The 17,428-nt window shown below is 49.2% G+C and carries 13 protein-coding genes and 1 pseudogene; 3 read left to right on the forward strand and 11 right to left on the reverse strand.

All coding sequences use genetic code 11. The annotated features are described in order from the left end of the window. Position 1: 1 nt before the first annotated feature. On the reverse strand, positions 2-1,417 hold the full coding sequence (locus DW739_RS03730; protein ID WP_118742639.1) for a Wadjet anti-phage system protein JetA family protein: 1,416 nt from the start codon (positions 1,415-1,417) through the stop codon (positions 2-4). A 92-nt stretch (positions 1,418-1,509) separates the two neighbouring features. Then, a complete protein-coding gene (locus tag DW739_RS03735) occupies positions 1,510-2,412 on the reverse strand; it encodes a LysR family transcriptional regulator (protein ID WP_022359822.1) in 903 nt (300 codons plus the stop codon). A 134-nt stretch (positions 2,413-2,546) separates the two neighbouring features. Here DW739_RS03735 and brnQ point away from each other — a divergent pair, with 134 nt between their 5' ends. Next, positions 2,547-3,932, forward strand: coding sequence for a branched-chain amino acid transport system II carrier protein (gene brnQ, locus DW739_RS03740; RefSeq protein ID WP_118742640.1), 1,386 nt, complete (start codon positions 2,547-2,549; stop codon positions 3,930-3,932). A gap of 28 nt (positions 3,933-3,960) precedes the next feature. After that, positions 3,961-4,977, forward strand: coding sequence for an ABC transporter substrate-binding protein (locus DW739_RS03745; protein ID WP_118691636.1), 1,017 nt, complete (start codon positions 3,961-3,963; stop codon positions 4,975-4,977). A 192-nt stretch (positions 4,978-5,169) separates the two neighbouring features. On the opposite strand, the gene DW739_RS03750 is transcribed toward DW739_RS03745, so the two are convergent. Then, complete coding sequence (locus tag DW739_RS03750) at positions 5,170-6,636, reverse strand: D-alanyl-D-alanine carboxypeptidase family protein (protein WP_347560980.1); 1,467 nt, start codon at positions 6,634-6,636, stop codon at positions 5,170-5,172. Between the two features lie 223 nt (positions 6,637-6,859). Between DW739_RS03750 and DW739_RS03755 the strand changes: the two genes are divergently transcribed. Beyond that, entirely contained in the window at positions 6,860-8,320 is a 1,461-nt protein-coding gene (locus tag DW739_RS03755; RefSeq protein WP_118742641.1) for a polysaccharide deacetylase family protein, read from the forward strand. A gap of 201 nt (positions 8,321-8,521) precedes the next feature. Here DW739_RS03755 and DW739_RS03760 read toward each other — a convergent pair whose 3' ends face one another. The 8 genes and pseudogenes from DW739_RS03760 to DW739_RS03795 form a co-directional block, all read right to left on the reverse strand. Then, positions 8,522-9,457: a GTP-binding protein gene (locus tag DW739_RS03760; RefSeq protein WP_022359817.1), complete on the reverse strand. Its 936-nt coding sequence runs from the start codon at positions 9,455-9,457 to the stop codon at positions 8,522-8,524. A gap of 18 nt (positions 9,458-9,475) precedes the next feature. Then, on the reverse strand, positions 9,476-10,705 hold the full coding sequence (locus DW739_RS03765) for a CobW family GTP-binding protein (protein ID WP_118491949.1): 1,230 nt from the start codon (positions 10,703-10,705) through the stop codon (positions 9,476-9,478). 244 nt (positions 10,706-10,949) lie between these two features. Beyond that, positions 10,950-12,284 (reverse strand): MATE family efflux transporter, encoded by a 1,335-nt coding sequence (locus DW739_RS03770; RefSeq protein ID WP_118742642.1) that lies wholly within the window; start codon positions 12,282-12,284, stop codon positions 10,950-10,952. Positions 12,285-12,536: 252 nt separating this feature from the next. Further along, positions 12,537-13,358, reverse strand: a complete 822-nt coding sequence (locus tag DW739_RS03775; RefSeq protein WP_118742643.1) for a metal ABC transporter permease — start codon at positions 13,356-13,358, stop codon at positions 12,537-12,539. Between the two features lie 147 nt (positions 13,359-13,505). Next, positions 13,506-14,207 (reverse strand): annotated as a pseudogene (locus DW739_RS03780) (ABC transporter ATP-binding protein); the annotation flags it as partial. Between the two features lie 89 nt (positions 14,208-14,296). Further along, a complete protein-coding gene (locus DW739_RS03785) occupies positions 14,297-15,508 on the reverse strand; it encodes a metal ABC transporter substrate-binding protein (RefSeq protein ID WP_243023724.1) in 1,212 nt (403 codons plus the stop codon). Positions 15,509-15,683: 175 nt separating this feature from the next. After that, complete coding sequence (locus DW739_RS03790) at positions 15,684-16,367, reverse strand: HAD family hydrolase (protein ID WP_118742646.1); 684 nt, start codon at positions 16,365-16,367, stop codon at positions 15,684-15,686. A 269-nt stretch (positions 16,368-16,636) separates the two neighbouring features. Beyond that, on the reverse strand, positions 16,637-17,329 hold the full coding sequence (locus tag DW739_RS03795; protein WP_118742647.1) for an epoxyqueuosine reductase QueH: 693 nt from the start codon (positions 17,327-17,329) through the stop codon (positions 16,637-16,639). Positions 17,330-17,428 lie beyond the last annotated feature (99 nt).

Genomic DNA, 17,428 nt, shown 5'->3' on the forward strand with positions numbered 1-17,428 from the left:
TTTATTTCTCCTTCCGGCGTTCGATTTTAAAGCGCCGCAGAAGCATCTGCTGCGTTTCCAGATAACCATCCTCCGCCTGTATCTCATACCCATTTTCCGAACCATAGGCAACCGCCGAGAGCGCGCTTAAAAGATCCCGCTTGCTCTTCATCGGAACCTCCTCGCTGGATATCTCCGTCCGATCTCCTAAAAGCGCCTCCAGATAATTCTTCATCTTATCCTTCGAATACGGGTTCTCTGCCTCCCTCTCCTGTGCCTCCCTCGCACGATCGATGTCCTCCTGTGTCATTTCTTCCAGCTCTGCATAGGTTGCCTCGCGGATCATCTGCTCCCGTCGCGGATAGCGGATCGAGTCGGTATCGATAAACTCATTATTTTCCAGCAAAAACAACCCGTTCATCGACTCCGGCAGTTCTTCCTTCCAACCGAGTGTGTTCATCTCCGCCGCAATCACGCGGATCGTCTGCTCGACATGCCCGCGCACATCGCTGTCCCGGTTTTGAAGAAATCTCGCGCGTCCAATCGCAATCTGTAAATAGATATTAATTTTATGCTTGATATCCCGCATGATCTGGTCGTAATCGACTGAGAAAAACTGCAGAATCGTCTGGATCATATCCAGCACCTTATTCTCCGCCTCAATGTGTTCCAGTTCTTCTTCCTTCGCGCATCCCGCCACCAGGCCCTCAAACAGCTCCTGCCGGTTCTGCATCGCTTCCAGCTTTGACCGGATAAAGGAACGGTACATATGAATATTCTGCTGTTTCGTCAGACGCGCGTACTCGCGGATAAAATCGCCCTCACAGTATTCGAGGACGTTCTCGGTCAGACTTTCCAGGCTTTCCTCGCGCACCATCCGCTCGATGATTTTTTTGATAAAGGTCGCCAGGCGCTTGAGCGCACCGGAGAGCTGTTTCGCGTTGCGGTAGACCGAGCGCAGCGCATTGACATAGATATCCGGTTCCCACTGGTCGGGATTCTGCAAAATATTATAAATATTGAAAATATAACTTGAAAATTCTTCCCACTCCGGCTTCATCATCTTCTGGAGAAATTCTGCCAGAAAGACGCCCTGCTCCGTCATCATGATATGCTTCTCATACGTCGCATCGTCCGTGTCCTCCTCCAGCCATCCGACCTCTTTCGAGCAGAATTTGCGGATCACAGAATTGGCAAGCTGGTTGTAATTCCGGTCGGTTGTCATCTCATCGTCCAAATAATCAATGTGATTTTCCAGAAGATAAATGGCAAGCGCATCCCGGATGCGGCTGCGGGCAATGCGGTAGGTGATCTCCCGGTCATACTCATGATAAATGAGCAGAAGACAGTCCGAATAAATGCGGTTGCTGCTGCCGCTTGCCAGGCAGTTGAAAAAGCCGATTGGGAGAGTGTCAAAAAGGTTTTTATTTATGCTCACGGTGTATTCCTTCCATATATTTATCTGTATTTAATTATATACTCTATACTGGGAAAATGGCAAGGCTGGGACTGTTTGGTCTGTGATTCCGGTTATTTCAAAGAGACGTTTCCGCCTTTGTTTAACGTGCTCACAAACTGCATCACACATTCTCTCAGCTTTGCAATGCTCCCATTCTCCTCCGTCCCCGGCTTCATACCCATTCCTATTTCCCGGATGCAGGTCGGGGAAACCGGAACGCAGTAGACATCTTCCGTATTTCCGCGGATCATCAGTTCAGACATCATTGAAATGCCCAGTCCTTTTCCCACCATGCGGATCACCGTCTCGTCATCCACATAGACGGACTGCTCCTTTGCCCTGACTCCCTCTTTTGCAAATGCGGCGTGTACATCGATGTCAAACCGCCCGTACGGCATCAGGAAATCTTTTCCTTCAAATTCACGCAGTGGAAATTCTTTGCGCCCATTTAAGGGATACTGCTTTGGCAGAATCGCATACAAAAGTTCATGATACAGCGGAATCCACTCGCATTTCGGTTCTTTCTGTCTGCTCGCAAAAATGACATCCGTCTTTCCGCTCTGTAATAATTCAAATGGTTCCAGCGCATGATCAACCATGCGCAGATCAACGTCCACCTTCGGGCAGAGGCGGCGGAACCGGTATAAAATCTCCGGCATCCAGTACATCGCGATGCTCGCATATGCCGCCACACGGATCGACTCCTCCTGCTGTTCCCGCACCGCCTGAATCTTATTTTCCAGGGTGGCATTTGCCTGCAAAAACTGGCGGATATCCGGCAACAGGTTTTCTCCCGCCTCCGTCAGCGCGATGCCGCTGTAACTGCGGCGGATCAACGGAAATCCAATCTCCCGCTCCAGGCTGTCCACCAGATGGGTCAGCCCCGACTGCGTGTAGCCAACTACCTCGGATGCTTTCGAAAAACTTCCAAGATCTACCGCCGTCATCAATATTTCCAGTTTTTTGGCATCCATGCCGCACCTCCTTTTAGAATATTACATTTTGTCATATTTCTATTATAAACTAGATTTTCACAAACCACAAGGAAGGCTTTATAATGATGATTACAAAAAAGTTTTCAATTCTCATGTAAAAGGAGTGAATATCTATGACGCAGACCTGTCTTTCCCATAAGCAGCGGCTTTTAGTTGCCGGAACATTATTCGGCATGTTCTTCGGCGCCGGAAATCTGATTTTTCCGGTACATCTCGGTCAGCTTGCCGGACGCCAGTTTCTCCCGGCAGCGATTGGATTTATTCTGACTGCCGTCGGCATTCCGATCCTGGGTGTTGCCGCGATCGGAAGCACGCATTCGGAGGGACTTCAGGATCTGTCCCGCCGCGTCGGACACAGATATAGCTATTTCTTTACCTGTCTGCTCTACCTGACAATCGGACCGTTTTTCGCTATTCCGCGGTGCGCTACGACCTCCTTTACCGCCGGAGTCAGACCCCTTTTGGGAACACAGCTTTCCGAACAGACTATGCTGCTTTTGTTTTCGCTGATCTTCTTTGCGCTGGTGTTTGTATTTTCCATTCGTCCAGGCAGCATCACGCTCTGGATCGGAAAAATCATCAATCCGCTGTTTCTTCTGTTTCTAGGCGTTCTGATTGTGACTGCCCTGCTTCATCCGAGCATCGAGGTTTCAGCGGCAGTTCCCGATGCCTCTTATCAGAATGGAGCTTTCTTTTCCGCGCTCTCCCAGGGCTATGAAACCATGGATGCGATTGCCGGACTCGCATTCGGGATCGTGGTCATTTCGGTTATCCGCCAGATGGGCGTGCGGGAAGATTCAACCATTGCAAAAGAGGTTCTGCATTCCGGTATGCTGGCTGGGCTTCTGATGGCATTTATCTATCTGCTTACCATCCTGATTGGAGTACAGTCACTGGGACAATTCGAACTTTCAGAAAACGGCGGCATCGCCCTCTCCCAGATTGCAGACTACTACCTTGGACGGATGGGCACCTGGATCCTCGCCATCGCGATCACGTTCGCCTGCCTCAAGACCTCCATCGGGCTTGTAACGAGCTGTGCGGAAACCTTTGTGAAACTGTTTCCCCATGCCCTTTCCTACCGTGCATGGGCGGTCGTTTTTACCCTTTTTTCACTCATTGTGTCAAATATAGGACTGTCCGCTATCATCACTTACTCGGTTCCTGTTTTGATGCTGATTTACCCGCCAGCCATCACGCTGATTCTCCTCGCGCTGGTTGGAAATGCATTCCAGCATAACAAAAAAGTCTATGTCTGCGTTACCATTTGTTCCTGGGCAGCTTCCATCTTTGACTTTTTAGCAGCTCTGCCAGACGAAATGCAGTCTGCCCTACATCTGGAACCCGTCATCGCATTTGCCAGACATACGCTTCCGCTGTTTGATTTGAACCTCGGATGGATTCTGCCGTCGCTTGTCGGGCTTTGTATTGGACTTCTCTGGAGACAGAAAGAAAAATCAGCAGACCGCTCACACCTTCCTGTATTCCCCATATCTTAATAGTATGAACGAACCGCAGGAGGCAACCATGAAACGAACTAAATTTGCAGCTGCCCTGGCTGTGCTCACTCTGCTTACCACCCTGACCGGGTGTGGACAGGCGAAGGAGGCGGACGGGGCGCTTGAACCGGTCACACTCAATGAGGTAGCCCACTCGATTTTTTATGCGCCACAGTACGCCGCGATCGAGCTGGGCTATTTTAAGGATGAAGGCATCGCTCTGACACTCGTAAACGGTGCCGGTGCCGACAAGGTTATGACCTCGCTCATCTCCGGGGATGCCGATATCGGATTCATGGGCTCAGAGGCAAGTATCTATGTCTACCAGGAAGGTTCCGCCGATTATGCTGTCAATTTTGCCCAGCTGACCCAGCGTGCCGGAAACTTCCTCGTTGGACGCAGCGCCGAACCAGACTTTTCCTGGCAGGATCTGAAAGGCAAAAAGGTGCTTGGCGGGCGTGCGGGTGGAATGCCGGAAATGGTCTTTGAGTATATTTTAAAGAAAAATGGCATCGATCCAAAAAATGACCTGACCATCGATCAGAGTATCAATTTCGGGCTGACAGCGGCGGCGTTTACGAGTAATGATGCGGATTACACGATCGAGTTCGAGCCCTTCGCCACCACCCTTGAAACCGAAGGAAATGGCACCGTTGTCGCCTCGCTCGGCGTCGATTCCGGTTATGTCCCCTACACCGCCTACTGTGCAAAGCAGAGCTATCTAAATAGGCATCCGGAAATTATCCAGTCGTTCACGAATGCCATCCAGAAGGGCTTAGCTTACGTCAACTCCCACAGTGCGGATGAAATCGCCGAGACAATCCAACCTCAGTTTCCGGAAACAGACCGCGCGGCAATCGCCCGCATCGTTGAACGCTACAAAGCGCAGGACACCTGGAAAAATGATACCATTTTCCACAGGGACAGCTTTGAGCTTCTGGAAAACATTCTGGAAGAAGCAGGTGAACTCAAGGAACGGATTCCTTATGAAAAACTGGTAACGACCACGTATTCTGAAAAAGCGGCTGGATTGCAGAATGAATAACTAGCAAAAAAGAATGTGCCTTGGCACATTCTCGCGCCGAGCGCGGTCGCTTGCGACAACCTACATCTTCGCGCGAGTGCGCATCATTGGCACGTTAGTGCCTTTTTGTGTAATAGGAAATTCCAAGGAATTTCCTATTACACAAAAAAGAGCTGTCATGTATCACTATTCAAACATGACAGCTCTTTATTTTTATGCCGCAAACACTCCCATTACCTTCTTAAAATAGTCCCATAGTCCCGCTTTCTCCACCGTTTCTGCCGCTTCTATCTCCACACTTCCCAATTCCCGTCCATCCAGCCGGTAGACCAGATGTCCGATCACATCACCTTCCCGAACCGGTGCTTTGCAGGATTCTTCCATCATCCACTCTTTTTCGATTCCATCCAGATTCTCTCCTTCCATCGAAAGGTAAGAAAAGGTTCCCCGCAGACGCCCTGCAACCTGTTCCTGGATGCCGCCTGCCACCGTCGTTTCCGGCACAGCTCCCGGATTCTCATCTTTGTAAAGATGACAATTTGCAAACCCATAATTTAATAATGTGACCGCATCCGCAAACCGCGCCTTATAATCCGGTGCTGCCAGAATGACGGCAATCAGATCAACACCATCTTTCCGCCCGGTTGCGGACAGGCAATATTTTGCCAGCGATGTAGAACCTGTTTTCAGTCCTGTCACCTCAAAATTTGTCACCATTTTCAGCAGCTTATTCGTATTGGAAAGTCCAAATTCTTTCTCTCCCTGCTTGGTCCGGTGCGTTATATTTTCCATCCAGATCGTTGAATACTGAAAAATTTCCGGATACTTCGTGATCAATTCCCGCGACATGAGGGCAATGTCGCGCGCCGACATCGCGTGCGTCGTAGACGCCGTCAGACCGCAGCAATCCTCAAACTTTGCTGTCCCCATTCCAAGCCCTTTCGCCCGCTCGTTCATCATCGCAACAAATGCCTCCTCACTGCCGCCGATATACTCTGCCATTGCCACACTGGCATCATTTCCCGATGCAATGACAATGCACTTGATCAGCGTTTCGACCGTCTGTACCTCCCCTTCTTCCAAAAATACCTGGGATCCCCCCATAGATTTCGCATGCGCGCTGGTCGTGACCTCATCTTGCAAATGAATTTTTCCCGAATGTAACGCATCAAAAATCAGAAGCAGCGTCATAATCTTCGTCACGCTGGCTGGATTTCGCGCCTCGTCCGCATTTTTTTCATACAAAACAGTTCCGGTGGAGGCCTCCATAAGGATCGCCTCCGGTGCCTGGACGGGAAGCTCAGCGGCATTTTCTGCTGCCTGCGCTGTCTCTGCGGTTACTGAAACAGGAATCCACAGTTCCTCCGCGTAAGATGTGAGCATACCATTTCCCCCCAATTTACCAATTCCAAGCTGTATGCCTGACACACATTCTCCCATCGTAAGCACAACCACTACACCAATCGCTGCCAGCCCTCTCCAAGCATTTTTGTTTAAATACACTCTTCTCCTGTCTCTGCCCCCTTCGTCCCAACACATACATTCTTTTTCCCGAAACAGTTTCTTTTTCACAAACCAACACCATTTTTCCACGCGCTTCCATTTCAAATACCACGCCTCTCCCTGCATGATACATTTTTCATTCATATCTTCCTCGGCCTGCACATACTCTCTTCTCAAGATATGGCATATCCGCCCGTCCCTATGCCAAAGAGAATTGTAAGAAACTGTCATAGACCACCTTTCCTTTTTATGGTATACTATAAGAACACAGACAGGCTTATAAAAACGTTTTCCGCTCTCTTTCTTGCTGTGTCGAGTCGGTGGCAAACTTTCTCGGCCTGTTATTACTATCTGACGCAAAAAACGACAGATAAATATGAATAAACAAAAGGTGAAAACTATGATGAGAAGAAATTCCTCCCTTGGAAGCGTTGGATTTTCTGCACGTGGCGGACGTTCCAGGCGACGGCACGGCGGTTCCTCCAAACTTCCGTATTTAATTTTAATCGGCATTCTGATTGTACTGCTTGGAATTGCCGCGTTCCTCTGGGTGCGCCGCTCTCCGGCAGAACATGTATCTTCGGTTCCAGCGTCAACCGAAACGGATTCTGAAAATGGAGTAATTTCCCTTGATAATGCATCTGCACCTGCCGATGACAGCCTCGAGGGTGTCATCGCTCAGGCAAAGCTTCTGGCAGACGGTTATGACTATGACGGAGCAATCAATCTCCTGTCCAGCAGTACATACGCATCTGACAAGTCCGTGACGGCAGCGATCGACGAATACAACGCCACCAAAGAAACACTGGTGCGCGCTGATCCGCGCAAGGTAACGCATGTATTCTTCCATACACTGATTATGGATACCTCGAAAGCATTTGACGGCGACAGCCGCGAAAAGGGTTATAATCAGGTCATGACGACCAAGGATGAATTTATGAAGATTCTCCAGTCGATGTATGAGCGCGGTTTCGTTCTGGTACGTCTGCACGATGTAGCATATGAGGTGACCGCAGAGGACGGTTCCAAGCATTTCCAGGAGGGCGATATCATGCTTCCGGAAGGTAAGAAGCCGTTCGTCATGTCACAGGATGATGTCTGCTACTACGAATACATGGATGGCGATGGCTTTGCCTCCCGTATGATTATCGGCGAGGATGGCAAGCCAACGAACGAGATGAAGATGGACGACGGTTCTGTTTCCGTCGGTTCCTATGATCTGGTGCCGTTACTGGATGATTTCATCAAAGAGCACCCGGATTTCTCCTACCGCGGCGCAAAAGCGTGCATTGCTTTTACCGGTTACAATGGCATCCTGGGCTACCGCACCGATTCCGCCTACAATACTGACGAGTACAAAGCGGAACACCCGGATTTCAACTTTGAGGAAGAACGCGCCAACGCAGCAAAAGTCGTCCAGTGCCTGCGCGACGACGGTTTTGAGATTGCCTCCCACAGCTGGGGACACCGCAACATGGGTACGATCTCCATGGATAAATTCCGTGAAGATACCGATAAATGGGCAAATGAAGTCGAAACGCTGACCGGTCCATGTGATATCATCCTCTTCCCGTTTGGAAGCGATATTGGGGACTGGCATCCGTATGATACAAGCAGCGAGCGCTTTCAGTATCTGTACAACAAGGGATTCCGTTACTTCTGTAACGTAGATTCCTCCCAGTATTTCGTCCAGATCGGCGACGATTATATGCGACAGGGGCGCCGGAACCTCGACGGCTACCGGATGTATTATGACCTTCCGGAAAGTGGAGTCGGCGGCGACCATTTGAGTGACCTGTTTGATGTCAACGAGGTATTTGACCGGTCAAGACCTACTCCGGTGCCGAAGATGACGGAGTAAGATAAAGCTGTAATCCAATTTTAAATAAAAGAAAGAGAAATCGAGCATTTGTTCGATTTCTCTTTCTTTTTTAAAAACCCCGGAGTCTTCCACACTCCGGAGTTTTCACTGTTCCACTTGGAACTCTTACATCATTTTTTACCTACAGACATTATAACACAAAACGCCGTTTCTTTTTAACACAGCTTTCCGTTGCAAATCTTAGAACTGCACAATCTCCTCAATCGGCTCTGCCTTTTCCACGTAATCTGCATAAAGCATCGGACCTTCGCCCTCATACTCCGGCATATACTCATATTCTACGCGGGCACGTACTTTGACCCAGTCTTTCGTCTCAAGCAGACGGGCATTTTTTGCCTTGCACATGAAACCTAAGAACGTCATATCTGCCTCGCAGCAGGTCATCGCCATACGTCCAGGAACAAAATTGTTCTTCGGGAAATCCGGGGTTTTCAGTACCATGCCGGTAAATTCAACAGTCTTTCCACGGTAACGGTCCGGTTTATCCATCGCATCAATATACCAGATACCATATGCCTCCGGCGGAATCTCGATCACTTCGGCATTGACATCAAATGGAAGATCCGCTTCGGTCACTTCCTCAATTTCGCCCTCTGCGTCCTCAAATACGATCTGAACCTGCGGGTTCATGCCCTTTAAAGTACGGCGGTATACATCCAGATCCTCGATCTCGTCGCAACGGTTCATGATAATCATTTCCGTGTTGCGGACCATGGCACCAATCAATGGTTTCATGTTCTGCAGGTATAAATCAAATGTGGAACCATCGATGATCGTGATCTGCTGATACAGATCCCAATCGTTCGGAAGTTTCAGGGCATCCAGATTCCACATACCGTTCCACTCCATCAGAACTCGCTCCGGATTGTAAAGAAGCTCCAGATCCTGTAGGTATTCCGGCGTCAGCTTTTCCGCTTCCTCTATATAGACAACCGCTGTATGAGTCTGCTTTAAAAGCTCCTCATCATACTCTTCCTCGCCCTCTTCGCAGACAATCAGAAGTGTTTTTCCTTCGGTCTGGAAATAATCCTGCTGCATTGTAAATTTAATAAACTGGGTTTTTCCAGCTTCCAGAAAACCATTGATGAGAAACAACGGCATCTTATCTTCATTCATAGTTCATTCTCCTTGTATTTACGCGTTGAACGCTGCCTTCAGACCCTCTTCGTCCAACTCGGCACCGATCACGCACACCTTTCCGGTAAAATCCGGTGCTCCCTCACGGATCTCAGCCTGCTCCGGAACCATATCAAAATGCAGCCATACGCCCTTTTCTTCACTCGGAACCATGCCTTTCGCACGCAGAACCTCGCCGTATTTATCACCATAAGCCAGATCATCCAGAATCTTCTGCAGATCTTCTTTCTTCATCACGCCGACATTCTCCAAGCCCCAGCTTGTAAATACATCATCTGCATGATGGTGTCCTTCGTGATCGTGGTGGTGGTCATGGCAGCCACAGCCACACTCGTCATCATGGTCGTGATGATGATGCTCATGGTCATGATCATGACAGCCACAGTCATCATCATGGTCATGATGATGGTGCTCATGATCGTGATCATGACAGCCACAATCGCAGTCATCGTCATGATGATGATGCTCGTGATCATGATCATGGCAGCCACAGTCGCAGTCATCGTCATGGTGGTGATGCTCATGATCGTGGTCATGGCAGCCGCAATCGCAGTCATCGTCATGATCATGATGGTGATGATGCTCATGCATATGCTCTCTTGCCTCTTTCATCAGCTCCTCTGCCATATCATCTTCCTGCTCGATCATCTCAAGAAGCTGTGCGCCGGTCAGCTCGCTGCATGGAGTGGTCACGATGGTTGCCTTTGCATTGTGCTGGCGAAGCATCTCAACCGCGCCCTGTACCTTTTTCGGATCTGCTACATCGGTACGGCTTAACACGATCGTGCCTGCATTTTCGATCTGGTTGTTGAAAAACTCACCGAAGTTCTTCATATACATACGGCATTTGTTGACATCTACCACGGTAACCGCACTGTTTAACATAACCTCAATCTCAGAAGCTACATTTTTTACTGCATTCATAACATCAGACAGCTTGCCGACGCCTGACGGCTCGATGATAACACGATCCGGCTGATATTTGGTCAGAACTTCCTCGAGGGAACGTCCAAAATCGCCGACCAGAGAGCAGCAGATACAGCCGGAGTTCATCTCACGGATCTCGATGCCAGCGTCTTTTAAAAAACCGCCGTCAATGCCGATCTGTCCAAATTCATTTTCAATCAGAACGACTTTCTCGCCTGAAATTGCTTCTTTTAAAAGCTGTTTAATAAACGTAGTCTTTCCTGCACCCAGGAAACCGGAAATAATATCAATCTTTGTCATTTTACTTACCTTCTTTTCTGTACAAATGTGTACTGACTGTAAATCATTGTCCGCCCGGTACCTGGCATCCCGGCAATGCATAGCTTTACATCGCCCGAATCTGCCGAAGTTCCGATCAGCCACTTATTATTTTACACAAATACCTAGTAAAGTCAAGCATCGGCAAAATCCCGTTACTGGGCGCGTGTGAACAGTAACGTTTTTAGCCTCACATATATGCAGCCTTTTTGAGACCAAAAACGCCCTATAAAGACACAGTAATCGTCCGCTTCCAGCTCGCCCCAGCATACACTGCCGTAATAAGCTCTGCCAGCCAGAACGCGTGCCATACACCGGTAGGACCGATGATCCGGCTGAGCACAAATGCGATCGGAATGATAATCACGGCATAGCGCATCAGGGAAATTTTCAGAGATTTAAGTCCCATTCCAAGTCCCTCAAACGCGCCGGAAGCAATGACGGAAACCGTTGACATGACAAAGCCCGGGCTGATGATCCGGAGCGCCGTTCTGCCGATCTCCACCGTCGAAGGCGTCTGCGTAAACAGCCCCATCAGGAAATCCGGCACCAGCTCGCCAAGCAGGGTTCCCACTGTCATGATAATGCCAACAATCATAAGGGCCGCGCGGAAGATCTTTTTCACCCTCTCCTGCTCGCCTGCACCGTAATTGTAACCGATCAGCGGGCGCATTCCCTGCACCACGCCGCTGGCTCCCTGATAAAGCAGTGCCTGCAGCTTGTAGTAAACACCCAGCACCAGAATATATACCTGCGAAAATGGTGCCAGAATCGCATTGAGCGCCGTCAGAAGCAGGGATGTCAGCGCCATATTGAGTGTTGCCGCGATTCCGACTGAATACATACCTCCGCAGATCTCCTTCGACGGACGCATTTCCCGCAGCGAAATCTCCACATTTAACGGTTTCACATGGTTTAAAATCAAATAAAACAGCAGCGACGCCGTCTGCCCGATTCCTGTCGCCCACGCCGCACCGCAGATTCCCAGTTCCGGCATGGGGCCTAATCCAAAGATAAAGATCGGGTCCAACACGATATTGACGCCGCATCCAATCAAGACGGCTGCCATCGATATTTTCATCTTTCCAACCGACTGGTAGACCTTTTCATATGCCATTCCCATCGTATCGATCGTTGAAAACAGAAACACATTGCAAAAATACGTCAGTCCGTAGGAAATCGTTACCTCATCGCTCGTAAACATCCGCAGGAAATACGGAATCACCGCCATTCCTAAAATCGTTAAAATCATTCCATGTAAGGCACTTAAAAATACTCCCTGCGATGCTGTCTGGTTCGCCATCCGTGTTTTTCCTTCGCCAAGGCGTCTCGCCACCATCGCATTGATACCAACACCAAACCCAACCCCGGCTGCGTGCGCAAGGTTCTGGATCGGATAGACAAGCGAAACCGCCGTCATCGCGTCCTCACTGATCATTGCCACGAAAATGCTGTCCACGATATTGTAGAGTGCCCCGGCGATCATCGATATGATGACCGGGATTCCCATCGAAAGCAGCAGCGGGACAACTGGTTTTTCTTTCATGTAGGTCTGATCCATTTTTCCGTCTCCATTCCCTTTTTTATTTTCCACTTTTCATGAGCGTTTCTGACACATTCTTCGCAGAAAAAACACCTGGGTTTCTTCCGCAAAGCATTTCTTATCAAATAAAAAAGAGACTACGGACTTTACTGTTTATCTCAGAAACAGTACAAACCCTATAGTCTCTTTAACGCTTAGACAAGCTTTTCAATTTATCAACTGTTTTTAATTATAACCACAGAAAAATACATTTGTCAATCAGAAAAACATTTACTTGCGAACTGCGATCCCTCTCTGTATCAGCGAAAAGAGCAGAAACGCCGCCAGATCCACCACAACAACGCTCGCGCCCGCCGGTGTTGAGTACGTGTAGGACATCACCATTCCTCCAAAGAAACAGATCAGCGACAGAATCCCCGATGCGACGACCACGCCCCGGAAGCTCTTGAACACCCGCATGGAGGTCAGAGCCGGGAAAATAATCAGACTGGAGATCAGCATCGCGCCCATCATCCGCATTCCAATCACGATCGTGATCGCGGTCAGAACCGCTATCAGCACGTTATAGAGCGACACATTGACGCCGGTCGCCTTGGCAAAGCTCTCATCAAAGGTAACCGCAAATACTTTGTTATAGCAAAAAAGATATAATCCAAGCACCACCATGGAAAGCACCGCCGCAAACTGGACATCTTCCCGGCTCATCGCGAGAATACTTCCAAACATATAGCTGCTGACATCGGTCGTCATACCGGTTGTCAGGGAAGTTACGATAATACCGATTGCAAGCGCACTGGCCGAGATCATCGCAATCGCAGCGTCACTCTTTACTTTTCCATGTTCCGTGATCCGCAGCAGGAAAAATGCCGCCAGCACGACCACCGGAATCGAAACCTTTAAAGGCGACCAGCCTGCCGCCAGTGCGATCGAAAGGGATCCGAACGAAACATGGGATAAACCGTCTCCAATCATTGAGTAGCGTTTGAGCACCAGGCTGACACCCAGCAGAGAGGCGCAAAGAGAGACTAAAAGACCGCCGATCAGCGCCCGCACCATAAACGGGTATGATAACATTTCAGATATAATTCCCATCTTCTACACCTCCTTCTCCGCATTCCTGTCTTTCAAATGCTGTTTCGTTTCAGAATCAGTTTCCGAACCCATTTCCGGCTTCTGCATCTTCCTGATTCCATCCTTCTGCATCGGCACTCCGCATCTGTGCCCCAGAGTTGCCAGCTCTTCCCGTCCCAGGAAAGAATGAGCAATCTCACTCTTCACATATTCTTTCATCGTACCCCAGAACAGCGGCTTCTGCCGCATCTGCAAAATTTTTCCTCCCTGATGCACAATATTTGCCATATCATGGGAAACCATCAGGATTGCAACCTTTTCTTCCTGATTCAGTTTCCGGATCAGCTGGTAAAAGTCCAGAATCGCCGACGGATCGAGTCCCGTGATCGGCTCATCGAGAATCAGCAGCTTATCCGTCGCACAGAGCGCCCGCGCGATCAGAACACGCTGTTTCTGACCGCCGGAAAGCTCTCTGAAACAGCTTTTTTCCAGATCGCGGATTCCCAGACGATCCAGATTTGCCCGCGCCTCTTTCTTTTCTTTTATCGAATAAAACGGGCGGCTGCCGCGTTTTCCCAGGCACCCGGAGATAACCACCTCAAACACAGTCGCTGGAAAGTCCTTCTGCGCGTCGGTCTGCTGCGGCAGGTAACCAATACCGGCTTTTTTTAATTCTTCCGAATATTCAATTCTGCCCGAAGTCGGTTTTAAAAGTCCCAGAATGCCCTTCATCAGGGTACTTTTTCCCGAACCATTTTCGCCGACAATGCAGATGTAATCGCCCTCATTTACCTCCAGGTTCACATCCAGCACCGCATCCTGGTTTTCATAACCAAAACCTACATGCTCACATTTTAAGAGTAATCCCATCTATAATTCCTTTCACTACTGCTCTACTCTTCTATTGTCATAAACATTCACCATGGCTAAAGACTTTTTCCCATAATCATCTATTCTTTTTATGACAATCCCTTTTTCAAGTTCTTTACGTTCTGCTCCATCAATTCCAGATAGGTAACACCCGAATCAAACTGGTGTCTCGTCACATTATGGCAGGAGTGGAACAACAGTGGTTCCGCGCCCGTCTCTTCCCCGATGATCTCCGCCACGCGCGGGCTGGAAAGCTCCAGGTAATAGACGGCTGGTATCTGTTCCTCCCGCACCTTATCGATCAGGTAGGCGATGGTCTTGGCACTCGGCTCCGTATCCGTACTGCATCCTGAAAATGCCGCCCTGTATTCCAGCCCATACTCATCGAAAAAGTACCGGAGTGGAAATTTATCACCGAAAACGACGAGACGGCGCTTGGCATGGGAGACAACTTCTCTGAATTCTGCATCCAATTCCGTCAATTTATCCTGATAGGACGCGCAGTTTTCCGCATAGGAAGCCGCGTGCGCCGGATCTTCCTGTGCCAGCATCTCCGCCAGCACGCCGGCCAGCTTTTTCGCATTGACCGGGGACGTCCAGATGTGCTCGTCATATTCAATCTCGACGCCGTGACCATCGTCCTCATCCAGATACTCTTGAGCGTGATCTTCATCATGACCCGCCACATCTTCCATATCATGCTCATCCTCGCTGTGAATATGCTCTTCTGTGTCGTGTTCTTCTTCACTGTAAACATGGTCTTCTGGCTCATGTTCTTCTTCACTGTGAGCATGATCTTCCGACTCATGATCGTGATCACCCGCATGAACTGTTCCATCCGCATGAACATGCGTATGTCCATGATCGTGCGCCTCTCCATCTTCCATGCCCTCGACGATCTCCTCCTGCACTACATCCACGCAGTCCATCATCGTCACGACGCGCTTCGGTCCGGTGCCTTCCCCGAAGGAATCAAGCACCTGCGAAAGCCACTGTTCCATCGTACCGCCGTTGCAGACTAACAGATCTGCATTCTGGATCGTGATCATGTCCGCCGGCGTCGGCTCGAACGAATGGCTGTCCATGCCCGCCGGAACAACCATCGTCAGCCGGATCGAATCCCCGGCAATCTGCCGGAGAAAATCGTAATACGGAAATAGCGTCGTCACAACGTTTAAGCGCGTATCACCAGACGCATCTGCCCCTTTTAACGGATTCGACGATGAATCAGACGATGCGGTTCCCCGCCGTGGCGTACACGCTGTAAGAACACAGGAAAAGGCAAGCAAAAAAGCAAGCATCCATGATATCCATTTACATTTAAATCCATTCTTGTGTTTTACCATATTTCTTTTTTACCCTTAACTATCTTCTATTTCAGTAAATGTTTTTCAATAAACATTTCGAATTACTATTTCAAATATCATTTTCTTTCACAACTGTTTCTCTTTTCACAGCTATGAACAAACACAGACACTACTCCATTCTTCCATGTGACTCATTCTTTTTCTTCACAATCTCCGCTACTTCCGACGGATGTGCCACAATATACTGCGGATGGCAGCCTTCCAGCTCTTCCCGGTCACGGAAGCCCCAGAGCACGCCGACCGTGTCCATTCCGGCATTCAGCCCAGTTTCCATATCTGTATTCGTATCGCCCAGATACAGACACTCTTCCTGTTTTATACCCAGTTCCCGGCAAATGGCGAACGCCCCGTCTGGAGCCGGTTTTTTCGGCGTTCCCGCCTGCTCGCCGCGCACCACATCAAAATATCCTTTCCCAAAGAATGTCTCAATATTCACAATTGCCTGATCATGCGGCTTGTTCGAAAGGACAGCCACATGTACACCCATCTCTTTTAACGACGCCAGCAGTTCCCGGATACCGTCATATGGCTCTACGTCTTTCAGGCAGTATTTAGAGAAATTCTCCATATAAATCGGAAGCGACGCTTCATAATGAACCAGCTTCTCATCCCCTGCCAGCATCAGCGCACGCTTCATCTGCATCCGATAGCCATTTCCCACGATCCGTTTCGTTTCCTCCGGTGTGACATGGCGCAGTCCGAATGCATCCAATGTTAAATTTGTCACATAAGTCAGCGCATAAACCGTATTTAAAAGAGTTCCATCCAAATCAAATATACATAAGCGGTACATTGCGTTTCTTCCTTTCTGTTTCCATCTTTTCTTGTAACTTTTTTGTTACTGTTCACGCATACGTGCTCAGTAACGGAATTTGCCGTGGCTTCGCATTTAAATACGGCAAATTCCTGCTGCCACCACGTTTTCTTACGGCACTTTCGGTTCCAAAAGTGCCTACCTGTGAACAGTACCACTTTTTTCCCCTCACAGCCGTTTCATACTTTCACAGCTACAGGCAATCATCCATACAAACTCATCTTCAACCAAACATATCGCCCCGCAAATCACGATGTTTCCTGCCTCTCCTTCTGCATCTGCTCTTCACGCTCCCGCTTCGAGAACACGCATCCGCAGTAATTCTGCCGGTATAGATGATACTGCGCCGACAGCTCGATCGAGCGCTTATATCCCTCTTTTTTCTTGAAATCCGACGGCAGAAATGCCACATGATACTCTTCTCCCATCGCCTGCCCGATCGTATTGAGGCGCCCGGCATTTTTGAGCGGACTGATCGTGAGGGTCGTCGTGAACCAGTCATAGCCGCCCTCGGCTGCCAGCTTCGCCGCTTCCCGTAGGCGCATCTCAAAACAAATACCGCAGCGCTCGCCGCCCTCCGGATCCTTCTCATGCCCCCGGACTGCCTCATAGTAGCATTCCGGGTCGTATTTTCCTTCTACAAACCGGATCGGATGCACCGCTGGAAGCTCCCGGATCAGCCGCTGTACCTCCTCCGTGCGCGCCTCATATTCCTCTTTCGGTGAAATATTCGGATTGTAGTAGAACACCGTAATTGAAAAATACTGCGACAGATATTCCAGCACGTAGCTGCTGCACGGCGCACAACAGCTGTGGAGAAATAAAGTCGGAACTCTGCCGTCCCGGACTGCTGCATCCAGCACTTTTTCCATTTCTTTCTGATAATTCCGTTTCGCCGTCTGTGTCTTTCTGGCTGGCGGATTTTTTATTGGTTCCGACATTTTTCTCTCCTCTTTCTATAAGTTCCCATCTGTCCGTGCATTTTCCATCCAGCACACGATACTTCTATCCGAAACGCTTCTTTCCTGACAAACATCATT

It is taken from the genome of Clostridium sp. AM28-20LB (genome assembly GCF_003480665.1).
In the GTDB taxonomy this organism is placed as follows: Bacteria; Bacillota; Clostridia; order Lachnospirales; family Lachnospiraceae; genus Otoolea; species Otoolea fessa.

Bases quoted from the DNA above. Each gene is read 5' to 3' on its own strand.
- DW739_RS03745 (WP_118691636.1), top strand. From the start codon at position 3,961: ATGAAACGAACTAAATTTGCAGCTGCCCTGGCTGTGCTCACTCTGCTT.
- DW739_RS03785 (WP_243023724.1), bottom strand. From the start codon at position 15,508: ATGCTTGCTTTTTTGCTTGCCTTTTCCTGTGTTCTTACAGCGTGTACG.
- DW739_RS03775 (WP_118742643.1), bottom strand. From the start codon at position 13,358: ATGGGAATTATATCTGAAATGTTATCATACCCGTTTATGGTGCGGGCG.
- DW739_RS03790 (WP_118742646.1), bottom strand. From the start codon at position 16,367: ATGTACCGCTTATGTATATTTGATTTGGATGGAACTCTTTTAAATACG.
- DW739_RS03795 (WP_118742647.1), bottom strand. From the start codon at position 17,329: ATGTCGGAACCAATAAAAAATCCGCCAGCCAGAAAGACACAGACGGCG.
- DW739_RS03735 (WP_022359822.1), bottom strand. From the start codon at position 2,412: ATGGATGCCAAAAAACTGGAAATATTGATGACGGCGGTAGATCTTGGA.
- brnQ (WP_118742640.1), top strand. From the start codon at position 2,547: ATGACGCAGACCTGTCTTTCCCATAAGCAGCGGCTTTTAGTTGCCGGA.
- DW739_RS03765 (WP_118491949.1), bottom strand. From the start codon at position 10,705: ATGACAAAGATTGATATTATTTCCGGTTTCCTGGGTGCAGGAAAGACT.
- DW739_RS03760 (WP_022359817.1), bottom strand. From the start codon at position 9,457: ATGAATGAAGATAAGATGCCGTTGTTTCTCATCAATGGTTTTCTGGAA.
- DW739_RS03755 (WP_118742641.1), top strand. From the start codon at position 6,860: ATGATGAGAAGAAATTCCTCCCTTGGAAGCGTTGGATTTTCTGCACGT.
- DW739_RS03770 (WP_118742642.1), bottom strand. From the start codon at position 12,284: ATGGATCAGACCTACATGAAAGAAAAACCAGTTGTCCCGCTGCTGCTT.